Annotated in this window: 21 protein-coding genes and 1 tRNA gene; 14 read left to right on the forward strand and 8 right to left on the reverse strand. The window is 68.4% G+C overall.

Translation table 11 applies throughout. The annotated features are described in order from the left end of the window. Window positions 1-12: 12 nt before the first annotated feature. Genes WPS_RS07345 through WPS_RS07355 form a run of 4 tightly spaced genes read right to left on the reverse strand, consistent with a single transcriptional unit; the run spans window position 13 to window position 1,106 of the window. Entirely contained in the window at window positions 13-204 is a 192-nt protein-coding gene (locus WPS_RS07345) for a zinc ribbon domain-containing protein (RefSeq protein WP_317997174.1), read from the reverse strand. 4 nt (window positions 205-208) lie between these two features. Beyond that, entirely contained in the window at window positions 209-439 is a 231-nt protein-coding gene (locus tag WPS_RS07350; RefSeq protein WP_317997175.1) for a fluoride efflux transporter FluC, read from the reverse strand. Then, on the reverse strand, window positions 331-603 hold the full coding sequence (locus tag WPS_RS18130) for a fluoride efflux transporter FluC (RefSeq protein ID WP_405054918.1): 273 nt from the start codon (window positions 601-603) through the stop codon (window positions 331-333). Before WPS_RS18130 ends, WPS_RS07350 begins: the two co-directional genes overlap by 109 nt. Beyond that, window positions 600-1,106 (reverse strand): DUF190 domain-containing protein, encoded by a 507-nt coding sequence (locus WPS_RS07355; protein WP_317997176.1) that lies wholly within the window; start codon window positions 1,104-1,106, stop codon window positions 600-602. Before WPS_RS07355 ends, WPS_RS18130 begins: the two co-directional genes overlap by 4 nt. Between WPS_RS07355 and rpmG the strand changes: the two genes are divergently transcribed. The 4 genes from rpmG (at window position 1,063) to nusG (ending at window position 2,341) form a co-directional block, all read left to right on the forward strand. Continuing rightward, window positions 1,063-1,227, forward strand: a complete 165-nt coding sequence (gene rpmG / locus WPS_RS07360; protein WP_317997177.1) for a 50S ribosomal protein L33 — start codon at window positions 1,063-1,065, stop codon at window positions 1,225-1,227. The genes WPS_RS07355 and rpmG overlap by 44 nt on opposite strands. A gap of 102 nt (window positions 1,228-1,329) precedes the next feature. After that, window positions 1,330-1,405: transfer RNA gene (locus WPS_RS07365), tRNA-Trp, on the forward strand. A 136-nt stretch (window positions 1,406-1,541) separates the two neighbouring features. Further along, entirely contained in the window at window positions 1,542-1,730 is a 189-nt protein-coding gene (gene secE, locus WPS_RS07370; RefSeq protein WP_317997178.1) for a preprotein translocase subunit SecE, read from the forward strand. Then, window positions 1,730-2,341: a transcription termination/antitermination protein NusG gene (nusG, locus tag WPS_RS07375; protein ID WP_317997179.1), complete on the forward strand. Its 612-nt coding sequence runs from the start codon at window positions 1,730-1,732 to the stop codon at window positions 2,339-2,341. The genes secE and nusG overlap by 1 nt, the downstream gene beginning before the upstream one ends. Here nusG and WPS_RS07380 read toward each other — a convergent pair. Together WPS_RS07380 and WPS_RS07385 are read right to left on the reverse strand one after the other, a co-directional pair. Beyond that, window positions 2,338-2,781 (reverse strand): DUF5069 domain-containing protein, encoded by a 444-nt coding sequence (locus WPS_RS07380; protein WP_317997180.1) that lies wholly within the window; start codon window positions 2,779-2,781, stop codon window positions 2,338-2,340. The genes nusG and WPS_RS07380 overlap by 4 nt on opposite strands. 47 nt (window positions 2,782-2,828) lie before the next feature. Next, window positions 2,829-4,100 carry an NRAMP family divalent metal transporter gene (locus WPS_RS07385; protein ID WP_317997181.1) on the reverse strand — a complete coding sequence of 424 codons (1,272 nt, stop codon included), beginning with the start codon at window positions 4,098-4,100 and terminating at the stop codon, window positions 2,829-2,831. A 103-nt stretch (window positions 4,101-4,203) separates the two neighbouring features. On the opposite strand from WPS_RS07385, the gene WPS_RS07390 reads away from it, so the two are divergent. Then, complete coding sequence (locus WPS_RS07390; RefSeq protein ID WP_317997182.1) at window positions 4,204-5,481, forward strand: S1 RNA-binding domain-containing protein; 1,278 nt, start codon at window positions 4,204-4,206, stop codon at window positions 5,479-5,481. Here WPS_RS07390 and WPS_RS07395 read toward each other — a convergent pair. Further along, on the reverse strand, window positions 5,478-5,855 hold the full coding sequence (locus WPS_RS07395) for a hypothetical protein (RefSeq protein WP_317997183.1): 378 nt from the start codon (window positions 5,853-5,855) through the stop codon (window positions 5,478-5,480). The two genes, WPS_RS07390 and WPS_RS07395, sit on opposite strands and share 4 nt — an antisense overlap. Window positions 5,856-6,135: 280 nt before the next feature. On the opposite strand from WPS_RS07395, the gene rplK reads away from it, so the two are divergent. From rplK to WPS_RS07420, 5 genes are all read left to right on the forward strand, one after another. Continuing rightward, on the forward strand, window positions 6,136-6,561 hold the full coding sequence (gene rplK / locus WPS_RS07400; protein WP_317997184.1) for a 50S ribosomal protein L11: 426 nt from the start codon (window positions 6,136-6,138) through the stop codon (window positions 6,559-6,561). Then, on the forward strand, window positions 6,561-7,268 hold the full coding sequence (gene rplA / locus WPS_RS07405; protein ID WP_317997185.1) for a 50S ribosomal protein L1: 708 nt from the start codon (window positions 6,561-6,563) through the stop codon (window positions 7,266-7,268). The genes rplK and rplA overlap by 1 nt, the downstream gene beginning before the upstream one ends. A 53-nt stretch (window positions 7,269-7,321) precedes the next feature. Next, on the forward strand, window positions 7,322-8,059 hold the full coding sequence (locus WPS_RS07410; RefSeq protein WP_317997186.1) for an HAD-IA family hydrolase: 738 nt from the start codon (window positions 7,322-7,324) through the stop codon (window positions 8,057-8,059). Between the two features lie 88 nt (window positions 8,060-8,147). Continuing rightward, window positions 8,148-8,672 carry a hypothetical protein gene (locus tag WPS_RS07415; RefSeq protein WP_317997187.1) on the forward strand — a complete coding sequence of 175 codons (525 nt, stop codon included), beginning with the start codon at window positions 8,148-8,150 and terminating at the stop codon, window positions 8,670-8,672. An 18-nt stretch (window positions 8,673-8,690) separates the two neighbouring features. Then, window positions 8,691-9,470 (forward strand): bestrophin-like domain, encoded by a 780-nt coding sequence (locus WPS_RS07420; protein ID WP_317997188.1) that lies wholly within the window; start codon window positions 8,691-8,693, stop codon window positions 9,468-9,470. A gap of 7 nt (window positions 9,471-9,477) precedes the next feature. On the opposite strand, the gene WPS_RS07425 is transcribed toward WPS_RS07420, so the two are convergent. Beyond that, complete coding sequence (locus WPS_RS07425; protein WP_317997189.1) at window positions 9,478-10,245, reverse strand: hypothetical protein; 768 nt, start codon at window positions 10,243-10,245, stop codon at window positions 9,478-9,480. Between the two features lie 220 nt (window positions 10,246-10,465). Between WPS_RS07425 and rplJ the strand changes: the two genes are divergently transcribed. From rplJ to WPS_RS07445, 4 genes are all read left to right on the forward strand, one after another. Beyond that, window positions 10,466-10,999 carry a 50S ribosomal protein L10 gene (rplJ, locus tag WPS_RS07430; protein ID WP_317997190.1) on the forward strand — a complete coding sequence of 178 codons (534 nt, stop codon included), beginning with the start codon at window positions 10,466-10,468 and terminating at the stop codon, window positions 10,997-10,999. Window positions 11,000-11,017: 18 nt separating this feature from the next. Beyond that, window positions 11,018-11,386: a 50S ribosomal protein L7/L12 gene (rplL, locus tag WPS_RS07435; protein WP_317997191.1), complete on the forward strand. Its 369-nt coding sequence runs from the start codon at window positions 11,018-11,020 to the stop codon at window positions 11,384-11,386. A gap of 115 nt (window positions 11,387-11,501) precedes the next feature. After that, window positions 11,502-12,425: a hypothetical protein gene (locus WPS_RS07440; protein ID WP_317997192.1), complete on the forward strand. Its 924-nt coding sequence runs from the start codon at window positions 11,502-11,504 to the stop codon at window positions 12,423-12,425. Further along, a complete protein-coding gene (locus tag WPS_RS07445) occupies window positions 12,362-12,712 on the forward strand; it encodes a hypothetical protein (RefSeq protein ID WP_317997193.1) in 351 nt (116 codons plus the stop codon). Before WPS_RS07440 ends, WPS_RS07445 begins: the two co-directional genes overlap by 64 nt. Window position 12,713 lies beyond the last annotated feature (1 nt).

Raw genomic sequence — 12,713 nt, forward strand, 5'->3', positions numbered from 1 at the left:
CGCGAAGTCGCGTCATTCTCGTTCGACGGTTTCGACGAGCGCATCGCCGTCGGCGTCGACGACGATCGCGAACACCAGCGGGCGGCAGCACACCGGGCAGTCCTCGACCAGCGTTTGGCGGCGCCCCGCAGTCGGGTCGACCCCGACGGCGTTGATCTCGCCGCAGCTCGGACAGGCGTAGGTTGCGTCGCTCTCGAGGGGCACGGCGTCAGGCGTGCGGCGCGAGCAGCCGCGCCGCGACCGTGCCGGCGTACGCGGCGGCGAAACCGAGCGCCACGCTTCCCGCCGCGTAGGCCGTCGCCAAGCCGGCCGAGCCGTCGCGCGCGAGCGTCAGCGCTTCGAGCGAGAAGGTCGAAAAGGTGGTGAAGCCGCCGAGGATCCCGGTCGCGACGAACAGCCGGACGTCGGCGTGACGCCCAGGACGCCGCCGGCGCCCCACTCGGCGATCGCGCCGATCGCGAACGAACCGGCGACATTGACGAGCAGGGTCCCCCACGGAAAGCTCACCCCGAACCGCTGGGCGGCGAGGACGATCGCAGCCCAGCGCAGCACCGAACCGATCGCTCCGCCCAGGGCGACCCAGCCCGCCGCTTGCCACGTCACGGCGCAGGTGCGCTCGGGGAGAGCGCGACGACCTCGACGTCCTGAAGCGTGACCAGGCCCTCGCGGACCAACGCGCGCACCGCCGGGAGGACCGCGGCGATCCGCTCCGGCGTATCGACGGCCTCGACCACCATCGGCAGATCGCTGCTCAAGTCGAGGATCCGCGCGGCGTGGACGGTCGCGTGACCGCCGTACCCCTCGACCCCACGTAGCACGGTGGCGCCGGCGATTCCGGCGCCCTTGAGGCATTCGACGAGGGCGGCGTAGAGCGGGCGATGGCCGGCGCGGTCGGCCTCGCCGATCACGACGCGCAGCAGCTTGGCCGGTCCGGCAAGGGGCACGCGCGCTGCTTCGGTGGACACAAGGCCGACCCTGTGATAAACTCCATATTCGGAACGGACCCCGCGTCCGTTTTCTTCATGTTTCCCGGCGTCCCGGAGCCCACCCGAGAACACCACGATGGCGAAAAAAGAGACCCGCGTAATGGTGACGATGGCCTGCACCGAGTGCAAGCGTCGCAACTACAACACGTTCAAGAACAAGCAGAAGACCAGCGACCGGCTCGAGTTGAGCAAGTACTGCCGCTGGTGCCGCTGCCACCGCGCCCACCGCGAAACAAAGTAGTTCTTTTCTCCGCAATTGCCGAAAATCGTCTCGACAATTTCCGAACACCGCAAAATTCGTCTTGACGATTTTCGGTACGGCTTCCGCAAAGCGGAAGCCCATAGGGCGGTAGCTCAATTGGTAGAGTTGCGGTCTCCAAAACCGTCGGTTGCAGGTTCGAGTCCTGTCCGCCCTGCCACATTTCTGCGGTACAAGGTAGTATGAAGTCCAACCCTCGACCCGGTACTCCCGCACAAACGGGCGCAAGCCGCACCCCGGCCGGCCGGCCCGCGGCGACCCGAGCCACGACGCCCGCGCAGCGCGCGGCGGCGAACGTGCGCACGCAGGATTTCGTGCGCGGCGTGATCGCCGAGATGAAGCGCGTGACGTGGCCTTCTCGCGACGAGTGGGTCAGCGCGACGCTGCTGACGATCGCGCTGGTCGTGGGCGTCGGCTTGTTTACGGCCGGCTGCGATTGGCTCTTCGGCGTGATCTTCGGTTGGCTGACCGGAGGATCGCGTTGATGGATCAGGATCAAGCATCGGCGCTCGTCACCGAAGACGAGTCCGTGCCCGCGGCGCCCGCACAGAAGAAGCAGGACGATCGCAAGAAGTGGTACGTGATCCACACGTACTCGGGTTACGAGAACAAGGTCAAAGCCAACCTCGAGCGCCGCATCCACTCGATGAACATGCAGGACAAGATCTTCCGCGTGCTCGTCCCGATGGAGGACGAGGTCGAGTTCAAAGACGGCAAGCGCAAGATCACGCCGAAGAAAGTCTTTCCGGGCTACGTGCTCGTCGAGATGGACATGGACGACGGATCGTGGTACGTCGTGCGCAACACGTCCGGCGTCACCGGGTTCGTCGGCTCGCCGGGTTCCGGTGAGAAACCGGTCCCTCTGCAAGAAAAAGAAGTGAAGACGATCCTCAAGCAGATGGGCATCGAGACGCCCAAGCTCAAGATCGACTTTGCGAAAGGCGATCGCATCAAGGTCACCTCGGGCCCGTTCTTCGATTTCACCGGAATCGTCGACGACATCCAGCCCGAAAAAGAAAAGGTGCGCGCGCTCATCTCGATCTTCGGCCGCGAGACGCCGGTCGAACTCGAGTTCTATCAGATCGAAAAGGTCTAAGCACCGCCGACGAGGGCCGCATGGATGCCGGCCCAGTCGTCGAGGTCGTTGAGCCGGACGGCCTTCGTGTAGGCGGGGTCATCCAGGCCGAAGCGCGCGCGCCGCTCGGAGAGCATCGGTTCGGGAAGATCGGCGCTGCTCACGCGCGCGTTGACGGCGGCGATCGCCTCGGGCGTCAGGTTCGCCGCGTTCGCGCGCACCCACGCTTCGAGCGCGAGATAGTCGGGCAGTGCGGTTTCGATGTACGCGATGAACGCGTCGCGGTCGATCCCGAGCGTCGAGGTCGTAAACTCGTCGAAACCGCCGACGCCGTGGCGGTAGCCTTCCGGGAGCACGCCTCGCGCGTGCAGCAGAATCTTCAGCCACAGGCGCGGCAGATGCATCACGCCCAGCGGGCCGGTGACGCTCGAACTCAGCACGGGAACCAGCGGTCGCTGCATGCCGCCGGATTCGTCCGGCGCGACCGCGTCCCTCGCTCCGGGTTCGCTCAGGAACCGCCTTGCCCGGTGAGCGTTTGAAACAAATAGATCCCCGTCGCGGCGGTGACAATCGCCGTGACGCTCCAGCCGGCGGCCGCGAGCCACGGTCCGATGCGGCGCTGGTGCATGACGTTGCGGCTGCGCCCGACGAGCAGCATCAGCGCCATCGTCAACGGCGTCGCGATCCCGCCGGCGATCCCGCTGAAGTACAGCAGCTTGATCGGCGGCACGCCGGCCAGCCCGATCGCGACGGCGGCGGCGACGCATGCCGAGAGCACGAGATAAAACTTGCGCGCGTGCGTGAACGTCGCGTCGAGGCTGTGCCGCCAACCGAACATCTCGCTTGCGACGTACGCGCTGGTCCCGGCGATTACCGGGATCGCGATCAGCGCCGAACCCAGCAGGCCGACGGCGAAGACGAGCGAGGCGTAGCGGCCGGCGACCGGCGCGAGCGCCTGCGCCGCCTGTTCGGCCGTCTCGACCGAGCGATGGTGAACGCCGAGCGTCACGCCCGTCGCGATCAGGATGAACCAGAACGTGAGTCCGGCGACGACGATTCCGAGCGCGGCGTCGACCTGCACCAGCCCCAAGCGCCGCAGCGCCGGCTTTTCTTCGCTTTGTTCGATCGTCTCCCACACGTACGCGTACGCGGTGAGCGTCGTGCCCAGCAGCGCGAGCGCACCCGAAACGGTCGCCGCGCGAAAGTCGAAGTGCGGCACGAACGAATGGTACAGCACGTCGCCCCAGTTCGGGCGCGCGAGAAACGCCGCCGCGACGTACGTCAGGAACAGCAGCGCGACGTAGCGCAGCACGCGTTCGATGCCGCGATAGTTGCCGAAGACGAGCACGCCGACGGTGAGCGCGCCGAGCGGCGCGAGCCACCAGCGGTAGTCGACGTGCGTGAGCAGCTGCAGCGCGGCGCCGCCGCCCTCGAGATCGGCGGCGAGCGTGAGAACGTTGACGATCAGCAGCGCCGCCAGCGCCAGGAGCGCCCACGCGCGGCCGAACTCGGCGCGCACGCAATCTTCCAGTCCCTTTTTCGAGACGACGCCGACCTGCGCCGCGATCGCTTGAATCACGGCGAGCATCGGGATGACGAGCAGCGTGAGCCAGCCGAGTTCGTAGGTCGTCGTCGATCCGATCACCGCCAGCGTCGCCACCGTCGTGGGATCGTTGTCGGACGCGCCGGCGACGATCCCCGCGCCGAAGTGCTGCGGCTCATCAGCCTTCGCAGCGCGACCGCGGTGCGGAAGCGACGGTCCCCTCCTCGACCTGCTCATCGAACGGCTCCTACCCCGGCGACACGCCGGTGATGCGCGATCATCCTTGGTTGATCTGAGAGTCTTTCCGTACCGTGCGCGCGAAGCGAATCGTTCAGCCGCTATGAACGACACCTTTCACGCCGCCGAGCGCCCCGACGCATCTTCACCGGAAGGCGCCGCAACGCCGCCCGCCGACGACGCGCAGCCGCACGCCGGCGAGGGCGTTGCCGCGCCGGAAGCGCACGAGGTGCCCGTATCCGCTGGTACTGCGGTGAGCGAAGCGGTCGAACCGAGCGCGCCGGCGGAATCGCCGGCCGGCGCTGCAGCGCCGGAAACGGAGGCGGCGGCACTCGTCGCGACGCCGCCGGAACCCGCGTTGTCACCGGCGGAGCCGGTAACCGAAGCGCCGGCTCAAGCCCACAGTACCGAGACCGCGCCGGCGCCGGAACGGCAGAGCGTGCCGGACGCTGCCGCAGCACCGCCGCCACCCCCGAAACCGCAACGTCCGCCGCTCACCCCGGAGCAGCAAGCGGCAAACGACGAGCGGCGCAAGCGCGCGCAGGAAGCGTGGGAACGCGTCGTCGCGGCCCACGCGAACGGCGAGACGCTGACGGGAACCGTAACGGCCGCCGTCAAGGGCGGCCTGCTCGTCGAGGTCTCCGGGATTCGCGGCTTTCTGCCGGCCTCGCAAGTCCGCGTGCCGGCAGGGACGGCGATCGACACGCTGGTCAAATCGAAAGTGCCGCTCAAGGTGATCGACGTCGACAACGGCCGCCGCCGCATCGTCGTCTCGCACCGGCGCGCCGAACAGGACGAACGCCGCGCGAAGCGCGCCGACCTGCTCAAATCGCTGCAGGTCGGGCAAGTGCGCGAAGGGACCGTCGTGCGGCTCGCCGACTTCGGCGCGTTCGTCGATCTGGGCGGGATCGACGGGCTGATCCCGATGCGCGAGCTCGCCTTCGAACGCGTCGAGAAATCATCGGACGTCGTGAAAGTCGGTGAAACGCTCCCCGTCGAGGTGCTGCGCATCGAGGAGAACGGGAAGAAGATCTCGCTCTCGCGCAAGAACGCGCTCCCCGATCCGTGGCGCGATCACGCTGCGCTGCTGCGCACGGGGACGACCGTGCCCGGCAAGGTCGTCGACAAGGAGCGCGGCCTGCAGGTGGAGATCGCGCCGGGTGTGATCGGTTCGGTGCGCGAGAGCGACGTGAACCCCGACGACTACGCGATCGGCGAAGAGGTCGAAGTCTCGATCCGGTTCGTCGACCGCGCGAAGCGGCGGATCGGCCTGACGACCCTGCCCGGAGCGGCGGCGGTGCCCCCGCCGACCTCGAGCGGTTTCGCCCCGCTGGGGATCGAGCTCACCGCGCGGCAGAGCCAGCGCGGGAAACGCCGCTAAGCGGCCGCGGCGGCGAGGGGTTCGAGCACGCGCTCTTCGCGTGCGACGCGCAGCAGGATCGCGTCGCAGATCGTCGTCCAGGCCGTGCCGAAGCCGGCGGTGTCCGCGACGATCGCGACCGGGTCGTTCCACCAAGCACCGAAGGCCGTAACGGCGGCGGAGAGCGCCGCGGCACCGTCCTCGCACAGCCGCGGGTTCGGATTGATCTGCGCGTCGTCGACCGAGGGGTAGCGTTCCAGCGCCGCCGAGAGCCGCGAGACGTACCAGGAGATCATCCCGGGTGCCGTGACGCCTTGCTGCAGCGTCCGCTCGATGTCGGCGCACATGGCGCGGAGCGTTGCGTGATGGGTGCGGTACGAGTCGCAGGCGTTCACCGTGGGGTCTCCTTGCATCGTGACGTGACGCGTTGTCGCGTCCTTCTCCCCGTGGTTCGGCGCCGACGGCTCGGTCGACTAGCGCGAGTGTTGGGAACCGGTAAAGGCGCCGTCAAGTGTTTGTGATCACGTACGCCCGGATCGCGCGGCTTGCCGGTGCCGGAGGAGCGTGGTAAGATAGCGACTTGCGCCCGGCCGACGACCCCGGCGGCGGGCTCAGTTCATCGGGGAAGATCCGTGCGGGCCGCTTCGGCGTCCGGCATGCGTCGAAAGGGATACCGTGGCCAAGAAAGTTGTCGGGAAGATCGGACTCGCTCTTCCCGCCGGGAAGGCGACGCCTGCGCCGCCCGTCGGTCCTGCGTTGGGCCCCTACTCGCTCAACATCATGGACTTCTGCAAGCAGTACAACGACCGGACGAAGGCCCAAGAAGGCTTCATCATCCCGGTCGAGATCACGGTCTTCGAAGACCGCACGTTCACGTTCATCACGAAGACGCCGCCGGCGTCGTTCCTGATCAAGCGTGCGCTCGGGCTCGAGTCCGGGTCGAAAGAGCCCAACCGCAACAAGGTCGGGAAGCTGACCCGCTCGCAAGTCGCGGAGATCGCGGCGGCCAAGATGCCCGATCTCAACGCGAACGATCCCGCTGCGGCCGCAAAGATCGTCGCCGGAACGGCGCGTTCGATGGGCGTCGAGGTGGAAGCCTGATGCGCAAGCACGGCAAGCGTTTCAACAACATCGTCGCCGCTTTCGATCGCGACGCGCTCTACGCGCCCGCCGACGCCGCCGCGATCGTGAAGAAGAACGCGACCGCCAAGTTTAACGAAACGGTCGAGATTCACATCAAGCTCGGCGTCGATCCGAAGAAGTCGGATCAGAACGTCCGCGGCACCGTCAATCTTCCGCACGGCACCGGCCGCAGCGTGCGCGTGATCGCGTTTGCGAAGGGCGATGCCGCGCGTGCGGCGGAAGCCGCAGGCGCCGACGTCGTCGGTGAAGCCGATCTGATCGAGCGCGTCAAAGGCGGCTTCGCCGACTTCGACGTCGCCGTCGCGACGCCGGATATGATGCCGTCGATCGGTAAGGAACTCGGGCGCATCCTCGCGCAGAAGATGCCGAATCCGAAGTCCGGTACCGTGACGCCGAACATCGGCAACGCGGTGCGGGAGATCAAGAGCGGCAAGGTCGAGTATCGTCTCGACAAGACCGGGATCGTTCACACGATCGTGGGCAAGGCGTCGTTCGACGAAGCGCAGCTCGCCGAGAACTTGGCGACGCTGCTCGACGCGATCGTGCGCGCGAAGCCGTCCGCCGCGAAGGGGACGTATCTCAAGTCGATCACGCTCACCTCGACGATGGGGCCGGGCGTCAAGGTCGACCCCGCCCGCATCAAAGCGACCGCCACCACGGCATAGTGCCGCGCGCGATGCATCGTAGCGAAGCCGGAGACGCGACGTCTCCGGCTTTTTTGCAGGCTCTGCTCTTCGATTTCGACGGTACCATCGCGGAGACCGAACGCAACGGACATCGCGTGGCGTACAACCGCGCGTTCGCCGAATGCGGACTCGATTGGGAGTGGGACGTCGCGCGTTACGGTGAACTGCTCGCCGTCGCCGGCGGCAAGGAGCGGATGCGGCACTTCGTCGCGAACGAACGTCCGGATGCGCCGAGCGGGGCGGAACTCGACGGACTCATCGCGCGCGTCTACGCGGCGAAGCAGCGCCACTTTGCCGCGCTCGCTCCCGTGATCGCGCTCCGTCCCGGCGTGCAGCGGCTGATGTGTGAAGCGCATGCGGCAGGCGTTCCGGTCGCGATCGCGACGACCGCGGCGCCGAGCGGCGTCGAGGCGGTACTCGCACGCGATCCGGAGGTGCGCGCGACGGTCGCGCTCATCGCCGCCGGCGACGTCGTGGCGCACAAGAAGCCGGCACCGGACATCTATCGTTGGGCCCTCGAGAAGCTCGGCGTGAGCCCTGCGTGCGCCGTTGCGCTCGAGGACTCGGCGATCGGCTTGAACGCTGCTCGGGCCGCCGGGCTGACGACGATCGTGACCGTCAGCGAGTACACCGCCGGCGAGGAGTTCGCCGGCGCAGCTGCCGTGCTCAGCGATCTGGGCGAACCCGGACGGCCCGCCGCCGTGCTCGCGGGCGCCGCCCCCGCGCACGGCGTGGTCGACCTCGCGTTCTTGCGTACGCTGTCCCGCTGATGCGTGTGCGGAATCGTCGGAAGCCTGCGACCCTCGTCGGCGAATCCGAGACGCCGCGATCGAACGTCCGCGAACGCTGAGAGCGGCGATGCGCGAAGCGTGGATCGCGATCGGCGTGCTCGTGCTGGGGGTCGTCGTGCCGTCGGGATGCGCGCACGGAGCGAACGCCGTGCAGTCGACGGCCGTCGACCCGCGCCTGCGCGCGAAGCAGATCGAACTCGCCGCCCGCGACCGGCGTGAGGACGCACGCCGCAGCGCCGCGATCGCGCGCGTCGCGTCCGCGTCTGCACGCGACGTCACGGGTCCGGACGCCACGGTCGAGCGGTTCGTCGTGCGGCTCGCAAACCGCGGGAACACGCGGATCGCGCGCATCGCCGGCGGCGTCACGGTGTACGATGCGCGCTCCGGCCGGCGGCTGGGTCTCTCGACGTTCGCGGCCGCCGCGGACGTCGCACCAGGCGAGACGCGCAGCCTGGCCGTCGCGATTCCAATGAGCGCGTTTGCGGAGGGTGCCGGCCCGCTTGCGCGCCTCGCGGGCGCGCCCAAACGCGTGGACGTCGACCTCACCGAGATCGGCTTCGCCTCCGGCGCGCGCGCGGGCGAACGCGAGTAGAGCGCGAAGAACGGCGCGGTGACGGCGCTGTATGGGGTTCTGGCCTGGCTTCTGCTGATCGTCGCGTGCACGCTCGCGGCCGCAATCGCGGTCGGCGGACTGACGCTCGTGCACGCGCGCTTCCGCGGCATCGATTTCGTCCAGCACAACGAGGTCGGCGGCTTCATCATCGCCGTCGTCGGAACGCTCTACGCGGTGCTGGTCGCCTTCGTCGTCGCGATCGTGTGGCAGCAGTTCGAGGGCAGCGAATCTCGTGCCGGAGTCGAGGCCGCCGATGCGGCGACGGTGTGGCACGCCGCCGCCGGTCTCCCCGAACCGCTTGGCGCGCAGACGCGCGGCGCGATGGTCGGCTTCGCGCGCACGATGATCGACGAGGAGTGGCCAGCGATGCGCCACGGCGGAGAGAGCCCGCACGCCGAGGCGGCGATCACCGGGACGATCCACGCGATCGCGCGGTTCCGCCCCGCCGACGCCGGCGAAGCGAACCTGCAGGCGCAGCTGCTGCGAAGCGTCGAGGATCTGCACGACGCGCGCCATCAGCGGCTGCAGGACAACAAGACCGCGATCTCCGGATTTCAATGGCTCGTCCTCGATCTCGGCGCGATCATCGTGATCGGGTTCTGCTACCTCTTCGGGCTGCAGAACAGCGTGGTGCACCGCATCATGACGGGTGCGGTTGCGTGCATGATCGCGTCGACGTTCGTGCTGATCTTCGAACTCGACTTTCCGTTCCGCGGCGATCTGGCGGTCTCGCCGGAGCCGTGGCAGACGTTTCTGCGCAGCATCGGCGCGCTGTAGGGCGCGCCTATTCGGGCGGCCGGCGCAGCCTCCGCAGCGTGCCGAGCCCGGTGAATCCGAAGCGCGCCGCGCAGCGCGCCGTCGCGCCGCCGGCGACGCCCTTGGTGAAGGCGCGCGCGGCACCGCGTCCGGCCGCCGCATACAGGCGCGCGGCGAACATCGCGCGCTGCGCGCCGCGTCCGCGAAACGCGGGGAGCACCGCGCCGGAGTAGAGGACTGCTGCATCGCCCGCGATCCCGGCCGCGCCGACGCCGATGTCGGACCCGTCGAGCGACGCGATCACGAGGACGTGCGCCGCCGCGGCGTTGAGCGCCGCGGTCCGGCGCAGCAGCCCGGCCTCGATCGACTGGTCGGCCAGGCCGCGGATCAGCAGGTCGGTCCACGCCCGCCGGTCGGTCGTCGTCCGCACCGAGACCAGGCCCTCGGGCGGCAGCACGTCGAGCGTCCCGGCAAACGCGGCGAGTTCGAGCCCGTCGTCGCCGTAGCCGCGTTCGCGGAAGAGCGCCCCATCGCGTTCGAGGGTCGCGGCCGAGAGCTCGAACCGCGACGGCAGGCGCCGGGCGGCGTAGAAGGCCTCCACCACGTCGAGGTCGTCGGGGCGCACCGCGCGCGCGCTGCCGGCGCCGATCGCGTAGTCGAGCAGGGTCCCGGTCACGCACAGAGCATAGCCCCCGGCCACGGCGACCGCGCCGTCGCCGGCGGTCCCCGCGTCGACGTTGCGGTTGCGCAGGAAACCGGCCCAGAAGGCGGCCTCGGCCCGGGCTCCGTCACTCACGGTTGACGCGACGCCCCGGTGCGTGATATAAGGTGCGTTGGCTCCAATGACCACAGGTCGACTCCCACCGGGGTCGGTAATGTGCGCTCTCACGAACGCACGCCTGCCGAGGACGCACTCTCGATGTACTCCGATGAGCCTTTGCGGCTCGTCCCGAGCCTGTCGAAAGACGCCTCGCCGTGTCGGCGGAGGTGTTTTTCTTTCCCTCTCGGAGCACACGATGCCGACCGCGAAAAAAGAAGCGACGATCGAAGAACTCCGCGAGAAGATCGCAGGCGCGAAGAATCTGTTCTTCACCAACTACGCCGGACTGACCGTCGAAGAGATCACGAAGCTCCGCAACGAGCTTCGCAAAGACGGCAGCACCTACGGCGTCGTTAAGAACACGCTCTTCAAGCGTGCTGCAGGCGACGACCTCGCCTCGCAGCTCGATGCGATCCTCGCGGGTCCGACGGGCGTCGTCTTCGCCGGCGACGATCCCGTCGCTCCGGCGAAGGCCCTCAAGACCTTCTCCGATCAGACCAAAGCGGTCGACGTCAAAGCTGCGTACATCGACGGAAAACTCGTCGATGCGTCGCAAGTTCAGGCGCTCGCCGCACTTCCTCCCAAAATCGAGCTGCTCGCAAAACTCGTCGGGTCGCTCAAATCGCCGCTGTACGGTCTCGTCACCGTCCTCTCCGGCAACCAGAGCGGACTCGTCCGCGTCCTCAATGCGATCCGCGAGCAGAAGAGCGCGGATCAGCCCGCTGCGTAATCAGGAGCCTCACGTATCATGGCAGTCGCCGAACTCATCGATCAGATCGACAAACTCACCGTCCTCGAACTCGCCGACCTCGTCAAGCAGCTCGAAGAGAAGTACGGCGTGAGCGCCGCCGCGCCGGTTGCCGCCGCCGCCGCGCCCGCCGCCGCCGCCGCCCCCGCCGCCGAGAAGACCGAATTCGACGTCGTCCTCGACGACTTCGGCGCGGAAAAGATCAAGGTCATCAAGGCCGTCCGCGAGATCACGAATCTCGGCCTCACCGAAGCGAAAGCGTTCGTCGAGAGCGCGCCCAAGCCGGTCAAGGAAGGCATCCCCAAGGCCGAGGCCGAGGAGATCGTCAAGAAGCTCACCGACGCCGGCGCAAAGGCCTCGATCAAGTAAACCGCGCCCGCCGCGAAAACGGAGAGCCCGCGCCGGTATGACGCGGGCCCTTTTTTCGCTTGCGTCGGAGGCGCACGCGAGCGCCCGGGCGTAGTGCGGACTCGGGAGGTGCGCGATGCGGGGATTCGCCCCGGCCGCAGCGGCGGCGGTGACGGCGGTCGCGATCGCGGCGGCCGCCGCGTTCGGTCAAGGACCGTCGCAGAACGTCGTCAGCGATCCCGGCTTCGAGCTGCCGGCGCTGCACGCGTGGTCTCAGTGCGGTACCGTCAACGCCCGCGTGACGACGGCAACGGCGCATAGCGGCACGCATGCGATGCGCGCGGGCTCGTCCTCGCGCACGAGCGGCGAGATCGACGGTGACGCCGGACTCTGCCAGCGCGTCACGATCCCCGTCAGCGCGGTGCTGACGTTCTGGCTCAACGGGATCACCGACGAGACCTCCGCCGAGTTTTCGTATCAATCCGCGGAACTGCTCGACGACGAAGGCAACACCGTCGCGACGCTCTGGCAGGCGTCGTTGCAGACCAACGGCTGGGCGCGCAAGACCGTCGATCTCTCGGCATTCGCGGGGAAAACGCTGCGGCTCTATTTCGGCGTCCACGGCAACGGCTACGCGAAACGCTTCACGATCCTCTACGTCGACGACGTCACGGTGAGCGGCGGCGGCGCGCCCGCGACGCCGGCCGCCACGGGCGTGCCGACGTCCGCGCCCGTGGGGTCGCCGAGCGCCGCGCCGGCGACGCCGGCCGGCGGGCCGACGCCGATCCCCGCGCCGCAGGCCGGCGGTCCGGCGACCTGCGGGACCCACTGCGGGACGGAGCGCTGGCACGTGAAGACGCTCAGCGATCCGTTCGCCTCGCAGATCGATCGCAACGTGCGCATCACGACCGTCGACGAACTGGTCCACGCGCCGGTTCCGAGGGGATGTCGGCGCGCGCCGACAACGTGCGCTTCGCACCGTGGGAACTGCAGGCAGTGCAGGTGCGCGCGACGATCGTCGGTTGGAAGATCGAGAACGACAACGACTATCACATCGTGATCGCCGATCCGGGCAACCCGGGCGAGACGATGATCGCCGAACCGCCGTCGTCGGCATGCTCGGGCGCGTGCTCGTCAGGGTACGGCGCGCTCTTCCAATCGGCGCGGCAGGCGTTCGTGGCCTGCATGGGCGATCCGCCGGCGCAGTTCGGCTACCGCAACACCACGATCGTCGCGGTGATCACCGGCGTCCCGATGTTCGATGTCCTGCACGGGCAGACCGGCGTCGCCCCCAACGGCATCGAGATCCATCCGGTAATCAGCGTAACGTTCGAATCCGGCTGCTGAC

This window comes from Vulcanimicrobium alpinum (assembly GCF_027923555.1).
Classification (GTDB): Bacteria; Vulcanimicrobiota; Vulcanimicrobiia; order Vulcanimicrobiales; family Vulcanimicrobiaceae; genus Vulcanimicrobium; species Vulcanimicrobium alpinum.

Coding starts and splice junctions, on each gene's coding strand:
- WPS_RS07380 (WP_317997180.1), bottom strand. CDS start 2,781: ATGCAGCGACCGCTGGTTCCCGTGCTGAGTTCGAGCGTCACCGGCCCG.
- rpmG (WP_317997177.1), top strand. CDS start 1,063: ATGGCGAAAAAAGAGACCCGCGTAATGGTGACGATGGCCTGCACCGAG.
- WPS_RS07390 (WP_317997182.1), top strand. CDS start 4,204: ATGAACGACACCTTTCACGCCGCCGAGCGCCCCGACGCATCTTCACCG.
- WPS_RS07415 (WP_317997187.1), top strand. CDS start 8,148: ATGCGCGAAGCGTGGATCGCGATCGGCGTGCTCGTGCTGGGGGTCGTC.
- WPS_RS07440 (WP_317997192.1), top strand. CDS start 11,502: ATGCGGGGATTCGCCCCGGCCGCAGCGGCGGCGGTGACGGCGGTCGCG.
- WPS_RS07385 (WP_317997181.1), bottom strand. CDS start 4,100: ATGAGCAGGTCGAGGAGGGGACCGTCGCTTCCGCACCGCGGTCGCGCT.
- nusG (WP_317997179.1), top strand. CDS start 1,730: ATGGATCAGGATCAAGCATCGGCGCTCGTCACCGAAGACGAGTCCGTG.
- rplA (WP_317997185.1), top strand. CDS start 6,561: ATGCGCAAGCACGGCAAGCGTTTCAACAACATCGTCGCCGCTTTCGAT.
- rplJ (WP_317997190.1), top strand. CDS start 10,466: ATGCCGACCGCGAAAAAAGAAGCGACGATCGAAGAACTCCGCGAGAAG.
- rplL (WP_317997191.1), top strand. CDS start 11,018: ATGGCAGTCGCCGAACTCATCGATCAGATCGACAAACTCACCGTCCTC.